The 14587-nt window shown below is 49.9% G+C and carries 12 protein-coding genes and 1 pseudogene; 2 read left to right on the forward strand and 11 right to left on the reverse strand.

Annotation, left to right across the window (positions count from 1 at the left end):
- Window positions 1–255 precede the first annotated feature (255 nt).
- From PspR76_RS00080 to PspR76_RS00090, 3 genes are all read right to left on the reverse strand, one after another.
- The gene (locus PspR76_RS00080) at window positions 256–525 is read right to left on the reverse strand and encodes a hypothetical protein (protein ID WP_159953428.1); all 270 of its coding nucleotides are present in this window, start codon (window positions 523–525) and stop codon (window positions 256–258) included.
- Window positions 526–1082: 557 nt separating this feature from the next.
- Window positions 1083–1349, reverse strand: a complete 267-nt coding sequence (locus PspR76_RS00085; RefSeq protein ID WP_159953429.1) for a hypothetical protein — start codon at window positions 1347–1349, stop codon at window positions 1083–1085.
- Window positions 1350–1530: 181 nt separating this feature from the next.
- Window positions 1531–5340: an SIR2 family protein gene (locus tag PspR76_RS00090; RefSeq protein WP_159953430.1), complete on the reverse strand. Its 3810-nt coding sequence runs from the start codon at window positions 5338–5340 to the stop codon at window positions 1531–1533.
- A gap of 483 nt (window positions 5341–5823) precedes the next feature.
- On the opposite strand from PspR76_RS00090, the gene PspR76_RS00095 reads away from it, so the two are divergent.
- Window positions 5824–6738 (forward strand): hypothetical protein, encoded by a 915-nt coding sequence (locus tag PspR76_RS00095; RefSeq protein ID WP_159953431.1) that lies wholly within the window; start codon window positions 5824–5826, stop codon window positions 6736–6738.
- A 357-nt stretch (window positions 6739–7095) separates the two neighbouring features.
- Here the strand turns inward: PspR76_RS00095 and PspR76_RS00100 are convergent, their stop codons facing one another.
- The 5 genes from PspR76_RS00100 to PspR76_RS00120 all read right to left on the reverse strand — a co-directional run bounded on the left by PspR76_RS00100 (window position 7096) and on the right by PspR76_RS00120 (window position 10468).
- Window positions 7096–7533, reverse strand: a complete 438-nt coding sequence (locus PspR76_RS00100) for a hypothetical protein (protein WP_159953432.1) — start codon at window positions 7531–7533, stop codon at window positions 7096–7098.
- On the reverse strand, window positions 7526–8056 hold the full coding sequence (locus PspR76_RS00105) for a hypothetical protein (RefSeq protein ID WP_159953433.1): 531 nt from the start codon (window positions 8054–8056) through the stop codon (window positions 7526–7528). The genes PspR76_RS00100 and PspR76_RS00105 overlap by 8 nt, the downstream gene beginning before the upstream one ends.
- A gap of 1 nt (window position 8057) precedes the next feature.
- Window positions 8058–8867, reverse strand: a complete 810-nt coding sequence (locus tag PspR76_RS00110; protein WP_159953434.1) for a TIGR04255 family protein — start codon at window positions 8865–8867, stop codon at window positions 8058–8060.
- 416 nt (window positions 8868–9283) lie between these two features.
- Complete coding sequence (locus PspR76_RS00115) at window positions 9284–10207, reverse strand: hypothetical protein (protein ID WP_159953435.1); 924 nt, start codon at window positions 10205–10207, stop codon at window positions 9284–9286.
- A 123-nt stretch (window positions 10208–10330) separates the two neighbouring features.
- A complete protein-coding gene (locus PspR76_RS00120; protein WP_159953436.1) occupies window positions 10331–10468 on the reverse strand; it encodes a hypothetical protein in 138 nt (45 codons plus the stop codon).
- 153 nt (window positions 10469–10621) lie between these two features.
- On the opposite strand from PspR76_RS00120, the gene PspR76_RS00125 reads away from it, so the two are divergent.
- Window positions 10622–10954: a hypothetical protein gene (locus tag PspR76_RS00125; RefSeq protein WP_159961275.1), complete on the forward strand. Its 333-nt coding sequence runs from the start codon at window positions 10622–10624 to the stop codon at window positions 10952–10954.
- A gap of 17 nt (window positions 10955–10971) precedes the next feature.
- Here the strand turns inward: PspR76_RS00125 and PspR76_RS00130 are convergent, their stop codons facing one another.
- The 3 genes and pseudogenes from PspR76_RS00130 to PspR76_RS00140 form a co-directional block, all read right to left on the reverse strand.
- Entirely contained in the window at window positions 10972–11931 is a 960-nt protein-coding gene (locus tag PspR76_RS00130; protein ID WP_159953437.1) for a plasmid partitioning protein RepB C-terminal domain-containing protein, read from the reverse strand.
- A complete protein-coding gene (locus PspR76_RS00135; protein WP_159953438.1) occupies window positions 11931–12836 on the reverse strand; it encodes a plasmid partitioning protein RepB C-terminal domain-containing protein in 906 nt (301 codons plus the stop codon). Before PspR76_RS00135 ends, PspR76_RS00130 begins: the two co-directional genes overlap by 1 nt.
- Window positions 12833–14389: pseudogene (locus PspR76_RS00140) on the reverse strand (recombinase family protein). Before PspR76_RS00140 ends, PspR76_RS00135 begins: the two are co-directional and overlap by 4 nt.
- Window positions 14390–14587: the final 198 nt, after the last annotated feature.

The raw sequence follows: 14587 nt of genomic DNA on the forward strand, positions 1-14587 counted from the left end.
GTTGTGACACATTTGTTCGGTATGGGCCAACGAGCTTTTAAGGTGTTTAGATAATCCGGGGCGATTCACTATGCTTGGGGAAGTGTTTTCAGGCCTGACGGATTTGAGTCTAGACATTTGGCCATGAGCGCTAAGTTGTGAATTTGCGGTCATGCTTTCGGCCGGACAGCAAAAAGCCCCGGTCGTTGGGGCTTTTAAAAAAAGCAGCGTTACTGATAACGCGGCGAGCTTTGCGGGCTCGCCGGTTGGGCCACTTCACCGGTTCGGGCGTGGCGCAATTTGCGACACCCGCGAAGCGCTGATGTTGTAGCGCTCGGCGACCGTCTTGGTCGGCACGCCGCTGTTCACTTCGGCGCGGATTGCGTTGTCACGCATTTCCTTCACCTGGGTTTCCAGCCGGGCGATGTCTTCACCTTGGCTCGTCAGAATCTTGGTGTGCTGATTCAGGACTTTTTCTTGCTGCTGCTGCGCTTTGGCCAAGTTGGCTAGCGCTGCGTGGATGTAGTTGCGTGGCGGTCGAGGCATTTTATGGCACTCCTAAAGGACCTTGTTATTAAATTACCTAAGCAAAAAGCTTAGTCCTGCAAAGTATTTTCAATGTCAGGAGCCCAAATATATGGGGTTTTGCCTGTTCGTAGCAACCAGTATTTTTTTTAAATGAATTTTATTAAGTGGAATAAAAAATACACATCATCAAATTCAGGCTTTCCCCGCGCGCCTGCGGGCACGCGGTGCCGGCGGCCGCCTCAGCGATTTTTTCTAAAAAGACCGATTCAATGGACCGCTCGACAATCCGGAGCCCTAAATACCCGGACGCCTACAAGAAACCCCTTGATGATTGACCTTCTTCTCTTCTGGCAACACCAGGCTGAACTGATTCGGCCGTACCTCCCCCTATTTGTGGCACTGGGCTCCGTATCGGGACTCGGGACATTCGTATTCACGGCTGTGACCTTCTTCCGAAACTGGTGAATACTGGACCCCACCGATAAGCGTGCTGCCCAGGATGCTATCGACGGCTTGCCGTTAGAGCTGCGAGCCTTGGTTTGTACGCTGGTTATTGCGTGTAACGGCTACTCGACTTAAGCGCGCGCATCAAACGGTACGCCGTCTTTAGTCAGCGTGACAAACACCGGCATGCTGGACTCATTGGTGATGTCCCACACCCAAAAATGCCGACCGGGCACGCCCATGATCTGCGAGTTATCAATCACGCGGTAGCGTGATGCTTCATCAGCCGCTGATACCTCAAAACCGTACTTTGGCGTATTGGTATGCAAGTCGTACGGACCGGCTTGCAGGCGGAACTTTGCCCCGGCATCGATCGTGACAGTTGATTTCGAACTCATAGTGACTGTGTCCTTTGTAGAGCGTGGGTTGCTCAGATGATTTGTAGCGTCGGGGTGACAGCAGTCACCAAGCTAAAACCAGCGGTAGCTGGAATTTTCCAAATTCAGTTGACTGACCACGGCTGAAACTCCCAGCCCGCTTATATCAATAGCACCATCACCCAATCCAAAATCTCAACGGTTAGCTTCGCTCGACAAGATCGATAAGGCGTAAATAGCGCGAGTCTGAGGTGAGGTTAGGTTCCGTTTCCGAGATCAGAGCTAGCACCTTCGGTAACTCGTACGGCTGACGTGAGAGCACCTGTGGTGTAACTCTGTTCATCAAATCCAGCGTTGTTTCAGGGAATAGAACGGTAATCGGCTTTCCATCGTTTAATTCCCTAGTGAAACGGTAGAACGGGTGGTCATTTGTCTCCACCGCCACCAGGAATTCCTTTACCGCTTCATAGACGACGGGGAAGCTATAGCCAGTGTCATCAAGCAGGCCGATCCAGGCTCTCATAGATGCAGAGGTCCTGTAGCGGCGTTCTCTCGGCCAGCATTCATTGATTAAAGGAATGACGTGTTTCGTCCAGCCGCTCTCGTTTTTCTGTCCGACTATGCCCAACCAAAAAATGAACCGGTTTCGTGTATCGTCAGACATTGCTCGAAGGACCGAGCGCATTTCGCTTTGTGAGATACCGCTCAGCTGATTTGTACGAAATACGCGTATGTATCCTATCCATTCAGCCGCTCCTCTAGAGAGCTCTCGATCCCATGAAAATCTTTCGACCCACGGGAATAGGTCAAGTAGGAGCGGTTTGATGAGGTCTAGCAACGGCGGGCGAGGCACTTGCTCACTATAAAGAAATCCGTTCCATGCTGGTTCCGAAGCTGGGTGCTCGAACGCCAACAACGGAACAAGTCGTTCCTCAGTCCAGGAGGGATCAACGAACATGAGCCAGTTGAGCCTTCTGGTCGCTATTGATACGGCATGATCTGAGCCCACGCCTGCTGACGCTAAGAGGCGTTCGACACGAAACTTGATTTGATCTGGTATTAGTGAGCAGGCCTCCTGCTTCTCTCCGGGCATTGCATGGAATAGGGCCTCAGTACACATGCCAATAGGGCCGTTGATAGCGTGGCCGTATGTGCGTAAAGACCGTTCAATGACTTTTCCACCTTGGTGGGTTACGCCAAGACCACTCTTCGCAGCATCAGATCCACCGCTCAGGATGCCTTCGACGATGTGATCGAAGACTTTCCAACCTAGAGCATCATCAAATTTAAGGACCGCAACTAAATGCTCTTGGAGCCATCGGCCCAAGGTATGGTGCAGTTTGGCGATAACTGCGTACGGCAGGCGTGCTACTCGGTTCAGGAAAGCTCGTCTCAGCCTAGGTGTGATGTCTGCTGGGAGCTCATTGATCATGGACGTCCAAAACGCTTCAGGGTAGTCGCCAGCCTTACCTGCGATAGTCAATGAGGACAGCGCTTTTCGCGGATTGACTTTCACCAAGCCAGTAAAAGGACGCTTCTCGGTAAAGCTCCCAAAGTCACGCTTCAGTGCTTCCTTTGCCCTGGATATCACCTCGTTTACGGGAATATCCAAAACTACATCTGGTTTTTCGTCAGTACCAACCCACCCGGTATGAGAGCCATGCTCTATGACCGTTGAGGTCGCCCACACGTCGTGCCAATCCGGAATACGTCCGATAATCTCGGAAAGCCGCTCACTGAGAGTAGTTGTAAGGTCACAACCCCGTAATTCGAGATATCGAGCGTATCTTGCGGCGAATTCATCTCGTAGGTCATGGAACTCTTCGTCAGACCAGTGAGTACGCCGATCGGGACCTGCCAAGATACGGTCGATAAGTTGATTCCGACTCGTCTGAGAGAACTCTTGCCATCGGTCAGCCAGCAAGAAGAGAAGCTCCCGGGCCACATCGATGTCCCAGAATGCCTCTTGATCTAAGAGCAATACTTGCTTAGCAACAGAGTCGGCCTCAAAGATGACCACTTTACTGAACGCATAGAGTTTGAGCTTTAGGAAAATGAACCGCTCTGTAGTGGGCCAAGTCGTCGCGTAGGCCCTTGCCAACTCCGGCCATTTGGCTGTCATTTGGTCGAAGAGTTGAATAAACCAAACTACGGCTTCGGCAGCTTTGGTGACGTATTTTTCACCGTCGACCTCGCGTTTCGGATAGCAGGTGGGTGTACGGAAGTAGATGGTCTCGATATCCCGCAACAGCCCTGAGGCGATGGTAAGTTGCTCCTGCAGGATGCCAAATACCTGTGGTAGTAGGTCGTCTGGGACGTCTAACTTTTCATTGTGCTTATCAAGGAATATGACTTCCCATTGACCGATATCACCGAGATGAGTGTCCTCCCAGGATGTCATCGGAGGCTTGGACTGCCCCAAGCGAGGTGGTCGCTTGATCTCCAATTGCGGAGTCGCAACCTTCCGGAATTCTCTTAGGGTACTGGCCGTCCACCCCTCCGCATTGATACGGTTCGTCAAGCTAAACCATTCACCATTCCAATTCCGATTGCGAGGGTCGCGATGGTGCTCGAGGATGAGGTTCCAAATATGGCGAGCACGTTCGCTGAGAGTCTTTGATTGCTCCACTTGCCGTTCGAACTGTTGTAGCAGTCGCGGATGCAGACCGTTCTGACGAATGGCCCACCATGCCATTACGGGGCTTTCGATGGAACTGCTGACCCAGTTGATAAGGTGGCCAAGTCTTATCGGTGTCGCCTCGGAACCGTCAGCCTGTCGACCGCCCAGCCGATGAAACTCATGGGGGTTGTCGTCTTCATCGCACCAGATTAAGAGATTGTCATTGCTGACGCCCTGCCTACGATCATCCTCAGAAATATCTCTCAGATCGTCATCAATCCCGTAGGCGATCATAGGGTCGAAAGCTTCTGCGTCACTTCCGTAGCCGCTGCTAAGTGGTCCTGATCGGACATTTGCATCCATCACGCATACCCACTCAGGATGGGGAGCTGGATCAGCTACCGAGAACAATCTTGCTCCCTGAGCTGTTCGGAGGACATGAGCAACCTGGCCGCGTTCATGAGGAGCCAATGTCTTCGGATCCTGTTGGCTTTTAACGATTATGGATGCTCGCCACTTACGTGGATCGTCTGCCCGATCTGCCCAAGCCTCCATGCTTCTCCACAGATCCGAATGACCAGCATAGGCTATTGCTGTGACACCTCGATCACGCCACTTGGCTTCGATGTTCTCAGGACGGCCACGGTCGAAGGCATAGAGTCGAGACCGGTCATAAAGACCATCATGGTTAAGGCCCTGAAGCAGATATTTGACTGGCGGGTCTTCTGCCTGATAGCCGACTAAAACAACGGTATGACGTTCGAGGAGGTGCCTAATGAAGTTGGTTGCCCATCCTTCTGAGAGGTAGGCACGTCCAAAGTCGGCACTGCTCAGCACGTAAGGGTGACTTTCGGAAGTCGGGTCCACTAATCGTCCGTGCAGATACGTAATTCCCTCTATTTTCGATCCAAAATTCAGATCCGGAAAAGCAGGCGGCACGTGCCAAACCAGGTGATCTTCCTGTCGCCCAATCTCGAAAAGGCGGTCGAAGTTGGTTGTGACTATCTGCGGCACGCCGCTCTGGTTTGAGGATATCCGTTTAATCAGACCGTGTTCACGTCCAATGCTTCCGAATTCTGGGGGCGAAGCTAAGCGTTCTGTGACAAGAGCGTTAACTTCATCCTTGCCATACTCGAGATGGAGTAGGTTGAAGATTTGGTCGAGAGGGACATTCGCGCCAGATGGGCCATCCAACCACGGGCGAAATGCGGCCATGATGTCTGAGTCAACTGGTGGGTCAAAAAACTCTATTACGTATCGTGTGAGGTCGACAAAGTTCGGCATTCCAGATGGCAACGAGACCCCGGCACCGCAAAGAAACACCACGCGGCCGGCATCAGAGCGTTCCAGAAGGACATCGGGTATGGATGGACCATCAGAATGGAATTTCATGAGATCAACTTACTAATGAAGTCCATCGATTCTAATGCCAGATTGACGGGCGCGTCTCCTATGAACCCATGTCGGCGGATCTCGAGCCACATCAGTGTGTGGCAGTGCAGACTGCTACGATTGTCCAAGGCATGGACGGCATGATGGCTTATAGCTTACTTTCAATCCTACCGATGCCGAAACGGCCAAGGATCAGTGTGTATTCAGCTAATATCCGCAGAAGTGGGACCATTCAAATCTATTAACAGGCCGCAGCTTGTCGATATAGATCTTCAAGTTACCGTGCGGGTGGGAATGAATGAGACAGGGAAATCTTTTTTGTGAAGGCCCTTCACAAAGCAAACGTCCTCGGAATGGAAAACAGTCACTTTGAACGAGCCTGTTATGTACTAGTCCTTGCAACGGTGGCACAAGCGACGTCTGCCGAATAGGCAACAAACCGGCTTATTCAGACGCATACATCATATTTAATATGGAAGCTATATGAAGCTTTATCATTATACCTCGGTACCTTTAGCGCGGGCAATTTTCGTAACAGGCCTTCGACTCGGACACTTGAGAACACAGCATTACGGGATAATCCGCCCTGTTGTATGGTTCACAACTAGTACTGACGCTGAAGGCCATGGTTTATGGAATGGATCAGAAATTTTATCCGCCGAACAAATGGCAGCAGCGGAGAGAAATAGTGGTATAAAATCAAAAAATAAATATACTCAGAATAAGAAGGCTATTCGAATTGAAGTCGATAGCCGAGATCTTGATAAATTTGATAGAGAAGCTTTTCTGAAAACTGGGTCGGCTACGGGTCTCATCTCCTATGAGAAATTTAGTAAGCTCGTTCAAGAGTCAAATGACTTTAGAAAGCAAATGGGACTTTCATGTTACTATGATCTCGGTGTGTTACCTAAAGAAGAAATTTTTAGATTAATGAAAAAGAAGCCAACGAAGGAGTCTACTTGGTATCTTCATTTTGGAAGCGTTGACGTAAGTCTATTTTCAGAAGTAAGTGCTTATGAAAAAGGAGCTTTCAAAACCTATGATTTTGAGCGTCATGGTAGACCTGGACTTATAGGTGTGGGCATACATCCAGTATCTGCGGAAATGTTGTGTAGCCTGGAAGGGTACTGGTTGCCCAAAAATCCCTTGGAGGTACCAACAGCAGCGTGCTTCTGTTCAGGGGAGGCAGACCGACCTAACGTTGAGTTTACAAATGGTACAAATTTTTGGAGAATATATCTTGATGATCCAAGAGATATATCTTCAGTAACCGGTGAATTACCTCACAATATTTCTAGCTTCTCTGAATGGGTTGAAAAAAATAAGGACGCTCTGTTAACAACATGGAATCAGGCGACAGCATCTTACTATTATTTCTTTCCTAAAAGTGAAGGGTAGCCAGTTCTATCCATTGATAGTCTAAACACGCCGCGTGTTTTTCGTGCCCATTGTAGATGAATGGGCATCGTTGCGCGCTTTCGGTTATCTACAAAAATTTGGTGGTGCCGCTTGATCAGGTTTAGGCATGGACTTTTTAAGTGCCTACTGATAGCGGCGATAGTGCAAGCGATCGAAAAGGACGCTCACGGATGAGTAGCGCTTCTGAGTGCACGTATTCTAGCGTAAGTGCCCCCCCGACTTCGCTGGCGCGCGTATGGATAAGTAGCATTCGTCGGGTCACAAAGATGAGCCCCAAATGGCCATATCTGCTCTAGGTACCCACCGACATGTGCCTCTGCGGAGCGGATGGAATGGTCAGATAAGTGCTGGGCCAGTCCACTGCGGATGAGTTGGATCTATATCAATATTTAGCCTGGCTTTATTTGCCAGTGCTTTGCAGCGGTCATTGAGCGCTTTATTCAATACTGGGGCCAGTGGATTGCTAGATGGGGCCGGAGGGTCAATGTGGTCAATATGAAGATGCCCTTCAAAATCTTCAGGAGCATCAATCACATCAGCTTCTAACGCGCGAATCTCACCCGCGAGTAAAGATGCCATTCCTATATAGTCTGCCTTACATATTTCTATCGACTTACTTTTACAGAAATCATCACCTAGCGAGCCGTTTAAGACAGAAACAACAGTAACTTCTGCGGGTGGACGAAAAGCTCCATATTGGAGCTTTCCTTTTTTTACCCAGCCTTTCCGTAAGCTTCTAACTATTAGCTCATCGTCCTTGACAGTTCTAGGCATAAGCCGGTACTGCCAGCCTAGGCCTTTCGGAGTAACTTGTTGGCCGCGTCCGCTGTATAATAGGTGTTGAATGAAAACACGCAGAAATGATATCAGCTATCTCCAGCACTGGGATCATTTGACTCGCACCAGACAGAGGGAAAAAAGAGCCTTCCAGGTCTAAATAAAACGAGAAATTATCAATCCCAACTTCTAGATTTGCACAACCGGCATCAGCTTCCCAATCGAATGCAATGGTGCCGTTCGGCATTGCAGATATATCTGGCATAGGAGATAAAAACTTAGGAGTAAGAATAGCGGCCTTTGCCATTTCCCTAATAACTCGGGTAGGTGCTAAAGAGCCAGGCCCAGCCCACCCATCCTTAAGCTCGGCAAATTCGTCAATTGCAGCAAGAGCTTGCGCAGTCTCATGATAAGACTGTGCAGATGTACCGTTCAAGGAGTTCACGCAATAAGCTGCTCCTACAGCCAATATAGAAACTGATAGAGCGGAATGGAATAAATCGTTCGAATATTCTAACATTTTAGACCTCCTTCGGCTTCATCTTTGAATGTATTGGAGCAGTCATATCCATGAAAATTTTTTCTATCAGATCATGTGAAATATTTATTATTTCAAGCAAATCTTTCTTTGTCGGTCGCACACTCTCATGTGTCGTTCCTAGCTCGACGACTTGAATTGGAACACCCTCTTTTACGCCTTCTGCGACTGTTACCTGCAGCTTAGCACCGCCCTTCAAATTGGTTATGTAATTCATATTAAAAAAGGTTGAGTTATCTTCTTGGGAAACTGCCTCCAGCTCTTTTGGGACTTGGACAATGAAGCCAAGGCTCTTCAAAAAAGCCAGTCTCGAGGTATCCTCAAAGTAATCTTTGCCGAAACCATTGATAAATCGAATGTTTACAGAGGAAAAGTCATTCTCCGTCTCATTCAGCGGCCGAGAAGCCAACAATGCATCAATCCCACGGCCCATGAATGCTTCAAAGCTAGGCCAGCCCTTGTACGGAGGCAAGCCATTCACTGTGAAAACCCCTGGGCCAACCTGCAAAAGGTTCTGTAGCGATCGATCATTGGATCGAAAGCGATAGACAACCTGCCCGGGTATCACGGGAAATCCTTGAGGCACAATGCGCTCGGCTCGTTGCAAACCTCTAGAGCCACATTCTGCGCCAAAATTCATGAAAAACTCCTCATGCTGAGAAGCTTCCAGGTTCACGTTGAACAGATGTGTGGGGGCGTTAGAGAGGCCCTGAGGAGGAAACGGCAGAGCTGCTCCCCAGCGAAGCTCCACTATGACCTCAATCAGAGGGGCATTTTCAAAATTAATGGCCATAAGCTCACAGAAAAAAGTAGCGCGAAAGAAGGCCTAGGCACACACCGGTCAATATTAACGTGCCGAAGCTATCCACAGTCGAGGCTATCTACAGTAGGACGCAATCACGCTGTCGAACGTTCCGCTGTGGCGGATGTGGTTTCATTTTCTGTTTCACGTTATGGCTCATGTCGGGCTTCCTTGCTGAGAATGGGCGCGGTGAGACTGATCGGTCTGGAAAGCGTGATGGGCATCTGATACCCCATGTCACTACCACAATCCGGAAATAATTCAGTATCTCAGATTACATGTGGCGATTCGCCAATGCAAATTCGTTCGACATGCGGGAAAGCTGTCGCTGAAGCGCTCACCAAAGCTTCGTTTCCAAGCCGCGCTAAAAACCGTAGCGCGTGAATATCGCGACCTGAACGGGGTCATCATTTTTCATAACCAGTATCCGACCTACGCTCTCTCAAGAGTCGCTCCTTGATAATTGCGTCATTCGTCCGGTGTTTCAAAATAAACTGAAACTCCTCCGGGATTGGAACCTCTGCATCCGGTGATTCCGGCCTAGTTCTGGATAAATATAGCTGCAACCTACGCTCTTGTGTCAGACGAAGTATCTGCCCCAGCCAATAGTCATCACCATGCCGAACGCATAGGTCCAGAAAGGGAACCAGGTACGGGATTGCAAGATTGCTGATGTCTAGAATCTTTTCGGGTGATTGTGGATCAAGAGATCTAAATCCTACGACTTTTGGCAGTTGGTTCACTTCCCAGGTCAGCGTTTCCACTCGTCCCACGCGACGCAATTCCATGGAGAGCTTCGCAATCTCTATGTGAGCCTTACATACCGCGCTAAATTGGGCGCGTAGACCTGTGTCCTTTTCGACGTCGTCCATGGACCAAGAAAACACTGGCGGGCCGACATTCACCACGGCGTCCGGGGCCATGAGCTCATCGATTTCGGAGCCTTCTCCGAACTCGATTCTAAGCTCCCTACGACCTTTGTTTACCACGAATGCTTCATGCAGGGCGTGGCAGCAATACAGCTCAATCCCCAGCAACCGTTTGTTCACCCTTGCAATGAAGAACGGCAACTCCAGCGCAAAAAGCCAATCCACCTCGTCGTTTTCGTATTCGATTGAGTCAACGGAACTGGACTTAATCTGGACGTAGAAGCTGTTCGTTGCCTTGAACAGGCGATTGTCAAAGTCCTCTAAAAGAGTCGTTACGACATCCACGCCGACGTCTTCCGTGCGAGGAACAGGCGCTACCAATGCAAGGTTTTGGAGGAGCAGTGTTCCCAGTTGCTCGGCTAAGTCGCCGGAGCGAAGGTTTTTTCCTTTGAATGCAGGCATTAACTCTTTCCCTGATTTGTGAATGGTGCCTAAAAAGCTTGAGCGCTACCTATCTGTCAATACCGGTTGAGCACTGACCCGCCGGGAGCCTGAAAGGTATCAGACTGTTATCGGCACGGATGATTAAATCTGGAAGTCAGATATGCACGGCCAGTCATGACCAACGAGCTGTTCATCAATGGCTTCCAAGGCGTTCTGCTCAGCTTTTTGCCATTTAATAACTGGAATGTAGGGTGGATACTCAGGGTGTTGAAATGGCATTTCCTCTTCCTAGGATAATTTGATTCTGGTGCACGAGGCTGATGCGCTGAGCTCCCTGGTTGTGAAGCAAGAAGCTACTATGGATGGTTAGAAAGAAATTTAGGTATGTGGAAGTGATATCGATCAAGTCGATGTAAGTGGGTAGGGGTGATGATGAACATTACTGGTAAGGTAGAAATTGAATCCGTAATTGATGTCATGTGTGATGTCTGTCAGCTCTCCGTCCGAGGGGAAAGTGGCCAACTTCAATTCGCCACCCTCCAAGCAAATTGGGGCTACGGCACGAAACATGATGGTGAGCGCTATGAGCTGCACCTATGTGAAGGCTGCTTCTTTCAGGCAGTTGCTAATCTCAAGCAGGAACGGCGTACCCAAGCCCTCTTCAACGATGATGGTCGTGCTGACAGAGCTTTTGTCGGCGAGGATTTCGGTCTGATCGCTAGGGATGACTTTTTTAACGACTCCTTTAAGAGCGAAAAGCGTTGAGCGTATAGCTGAACTGCCTAAGTTAGCCCATCTACGGCAGAGTTTGATTCGTCACTTCCCCAAGGGAGCTCCTTCAGCTCAGCGATGGATTGGAATTCTTTCAGGTACTCAGGTTGATGTCTGGCCAGCCACCGAACCACCGCTGCGTTGGCGAGTAGCTTAGCTAGGTAGCCTTTGATGACTGTGAGATGAAGTACATCAGGTCCGTAGCCCTCCTCCACTGTTTTGATTTGCATCTGCAGGGCGGCGAGCTCACGTTCTAGCCGAGCAATTGACTCTGCAGAGATCTGCTGATCAGGTTGGGGGCTTCTAGGTACTACTAGCTGGTCTGATGGAGTGGCAGCCAAAAGTGCTTTAGCAAGCAGGACAGAAAGATTTTTATTTCCAATCATCAATTCAGCCGCTTCGATTTGCCTCAATGGTTTCATCTGCCGCAGAAGATGGAATACGTTTGCGGGGCAGTCTGTGTCACCCAGGAGCGAAATAGCTTCTGCGCAAATACCATTTAACAGGCGAAATTTTTGCTTGATTGTCTCCGGTGCCAATCCAAGCGCTTTGCCAAGCCGCTCCGCAGAGACCCCACGGTCCATCGCCCGCACTATCATTTTGTTACTTTGGACGGCAGATAATCTGTTGGTGCGTTTGTTATATGAGTAGGTGTCATCGTCCGTTGCTACGAGGCAATCGACTTCCAATTCACCTAGATCTTTGAGCGCTTCAATACGCAGGTGCCCATCAACCAAAAAGTAATGTCCGGCGCGGCCAGGTACCGGTGTTACAGCGGGTGGTTCCACCAGTCCGACGTCCTGGATCGACGCGAGGATTTGCTGGTATTTCAGGCTTTCTTTTACCGCGGACCGTGAGATTTTAAGCGGCAGGATATTGGCTATTTTGACTCGAACGCACTCATCCAAAAAAGCATTTTTTAGAGGGTGAGTCGACTGAGGGGCCGCTGTTTCGAGCCATTTCTCAGACATCACAGTCCCCCATTGCGAAGCCGAGCCTGTATCAGCTTGGGCATCGAATTCAGTTGCTCTGTAGAAAGAAGTTTTTCGAAATCACTAACTGCCAAGAGTTCTTTAATCGCCTGAATGGAGAAAATGACCCGTTCATGGGTAAAAGCAGCCTTTTTAACCATCAGGCGCTGCCGCTCGGCTTCTCGTTCGAATAGTTTTCTCAAGTCTGCGGGCGTCAGTCTTTTCTTCTTATTCTGGCTATCACGACCCAGCGGGCTTCCCCGCACCAGTTTGTCTTTCTTGGCACGTAGCTCTAAAAGGTGACGCAGCTTGGTAATCTTCTTTCCTTTTATTCCACGCTCGTAGGCGTCAGTAAGTAGGTTTTGAATGTCGCTTTCACTGCTACGGGCGATATCGGCTGCCATGCTTAGAGGTATCAACCCTGTCTCGACTGCTGACAGGAGTTTTTCTTCACCGCGTTCAAGTAGACCAACAATCATGCTGACCCAAGAGGCTGTGCTGCCAATTACTACTGCGATCGCCTCATCGGTTTTGCCCCGTTCTTTCAGGCGCCCGACCTCGTTCATAAGGTCTATCGGCCTGTGTTGCCTTCGAGCTACGTTTTCTACCAAGCTCATGACCAAGCAGTCTTCTTCCACGGCATCAATCACAAACGCTGGAATTTCTGTGGCTTCTAGTGCAAGAAATGCTTCAAGACGGCCTTGCCCACATACGAGGTCGTAGCTGATCTGCCCCAGAGGCGTGGTTCTAAGACTTACGGTAATGGGGCGCTTGAGTCCTACCGTTTTTATGTTTTCTATAAGCTCGCGGTGAACCTTCTTGTTCCTCGTGCGTGGATTGAGGATGTGGATATGTGATATTGGAATCAGTGCGACGCGATCACGCGAGGTTGATGGGACAGTCATTGACGTGCCTCCTTCAGCGAGCAACGCGCAGCAAGTCCATCAAGTACGTCCAGCGTTGCAAAACGGTAACTGTCTATTAAGGGGCTGTTTTCTTCGGACATTTTTCGCGGCCACGCCCCCATATCCATACTGGGGATGAGGTAATAGTCCCGCACTTGTAGATTTTCGTGCTCCATGCGCACCGCGATGGTGATGTCGGGTGTCAGGCTGTTTTCAAACCGGAGCTTTCAGCGAAGAGTACCTGCCAGTGTGGATTGGCAGCGCGCGATGACCACAGATGCTGTCCATTCATCGTTAATTGTCAGTAGGTCACTCTGAATATTGAGCTCGACTCCGGCACCCACATGCTTGAAGTGTTTAACAACATCTTCAAGAACCTGCGGATGCAGCTGCCTCAGTGAGCGATTGACCTCCAAATACCTATAGTCTCGCTCTGGTGTGTAGCCGATGAGCGTATAGGCACGTAAAAGGCCGCCGAAACGATTTATATAGGTCGTGCTGGAGGGCATGTTGTCTTGGTCATCGATGAGCATCCCGGACAACGAGCCCGCTCGCCGTAACAGTGTGCGAAGCAGCTCTAGCAGTTGTGCATCGTCCAAGCGGCGTGAGCGTTGCAAGATGATTTCGCGAACGGCTGCAAACACCTCCAGTGAGACAATTCCCGGGAACGCCCCATCGCATCGGACCCACTTTTCGGGTGGGTTGCGGCTGATACGTTTACGTAGCTTGGAGGACGTTTTGTTGTAGACGTTGTTACCTATATATTTCTCGTTGGTCAGCACTTGGTGCACGCTACCTCTACTCCAGGGGCGCTCGAAATCGGTAATCAGCCCTCCGGCGTTCAGTGCATCGGCAATTTCGTGCTCACTCATCCCGTTGTGGATGAACTGGTGATAGATGTGTTGAACCACCTCGATTTCGGTTTCGGGTCCCGGAATTAAGATAACCCTGTCGGTCTGAAGACTTTTCTGTTGGCCTCGCGACAGTTCTGCCTTGAATTCACTTTTCTCATCGATCAAAGCGCGGCGCAATCCATATCCTGCCGGGCCGCCTTGATGAAAACCTTTTTCAACGAGGCGGCACTGACCAGCGAAGACTTTTTGGGAAAGCTCTCGGCTGTACTCCCCCGCCATGGATCGTTTGATACCTTTGTAAATGGTTGCTAGAGGCGAGCCGTCGTTTTCAAATGGCTCTGCGCAATACACCACGTTGATGCCGGAGCTGGTGCAAAGGTATTCATAGTGGGCACTCTCGTCCGTGTTCTGAAAGCGTCCCCAACGACTGACGTCATAGACAAGAATCACCTGATACTGGGTATGTCCGGCCTGGACGTCGTCAAGCAATCGGCGCAGAGCATCACGGCCGCCGATATCTAGGCCACTTTTCCCGTCGTCTTGGTAAGTTGTGACGATTTTCATGCCGTGGCTCATGGCGTAAGCATGAATGGCTGCTGATTGGTTTTCCGTGGAGTAGCGTTGGTGATCAGTAGACATGCGAACGTACTCCGCAGCTGGCACCAAGCTGTCAGAGCAGTCAGTTGAATCTGTTCGCATGGATGGAGAGGACAAGTAGGCCTCCTCTAGACCAGAGAAGGTCTGGCCCATTCGACTTAGTCTAGCGATGCGTTGTTACGAGATGGTGACGAGTCCAGAGCATCTGGCTGAGTCGCCCCTAGTTTCTTAGTCACAACCTAATCTCACCACGGCCGCAACCAACGGCTGCTTCTGGCAGATTCTGCCTATCATGGTTGC

Origin of the sequence: Pseudomonas sp. R76, from assembly GCF_009834565.1 — a bacterium.
Lineage (GTDB): Bacteria > Pseudomonadota > Gammaproteobacteria > Pseudomonadales > Pseudomonadaceae > Aquipseudomonas.

Bases quoted from the DNA above. Each gene is read 5' to 3' on its own strand.
- PspR76_RS00125 (WP_159961275.1), top strand. From the start codon at position 10,622: ATGAACATTACTGGTAAGGTAGAAATTGAATCCGTAATTGATGTCATG.
- PspR76_RS00115 (WP_159953435.1), bottom strand. From the start codon at position 10,207: ATGCCTGCATTCAAAGGAAAAAACCTTCGCTCCGGCGACTTAGCCGAG.
- PspR76_RS00080 (WP_159953428.1), bottom strand. From the start codon at position 525: ATGCCTCGACCGCCACGCAACTACATCCACGCAGCGCTAGCCAACTTG.
- PspR76_RS00105 (WP_159953433.1), bottom strand. From the start codon at position 8,056: ATGTTAGAATATTCGAACGATTTATTCCATTCCGCTCTATCAGTTTCT.
- PspR76_RS00085 (WP_159953429.1), bottom strand. From the start codon at position 1,349: ATGAGTTCGAAATCAACTGTCACGATCGATGCCGGGGCAAAGTTCCGC.
- PspR76_RS00130 (WP_159953437.1), bottom strand. From the start codon at position 11,931: ATGTCTGAGAAATGGCTCGAAACAGCGGCCCCTCAGTCGACTCACCCT.
- PspR76_RS00110 (WP_159953434.1), bottom strand. From the start codon at position 8,867: ATGGCCATTAATTTTGAAAATGCCCCTCTGATTGAGGTCATAGTGGAG.
- PspR76_RS00095 (WP_159953431.1), top strand. From the start codon at position 5,824: ATGAAGCTTTATCATTATACCTCGGTACCTTTAGCGCGGGCAATTTTC.
- PspR76_RS00135 (WP_159953438.1), bottom strand. From the start codon at position 12,836: ATGACTGTCCCATCAACCTCGCGTGATCGCGTCGCACTGATTCCAATA.
- PspR76_RS00090 (WP_159953430.1), bottom strand. From the start codon at position 5,340: ATGAAATTCCATTCTGATGGTCCATCCATACCCGATGTCCTTCTGGAA.
- PspR76_RS00120 (WP_159953436.1), bottom strand. From the start codon at position 10,468: ATGCCATTTCAACACCCTGAGTATCCACCCTACATTCCAGTTATTAAA.
- PspR76_RS00100 (WP_159953432.1), bottom strand. From the start codon at position 7,533: ATGCCTAGAACTGTCAAGGACGATGAGCTAATAGTTAGAAGCTTACGG.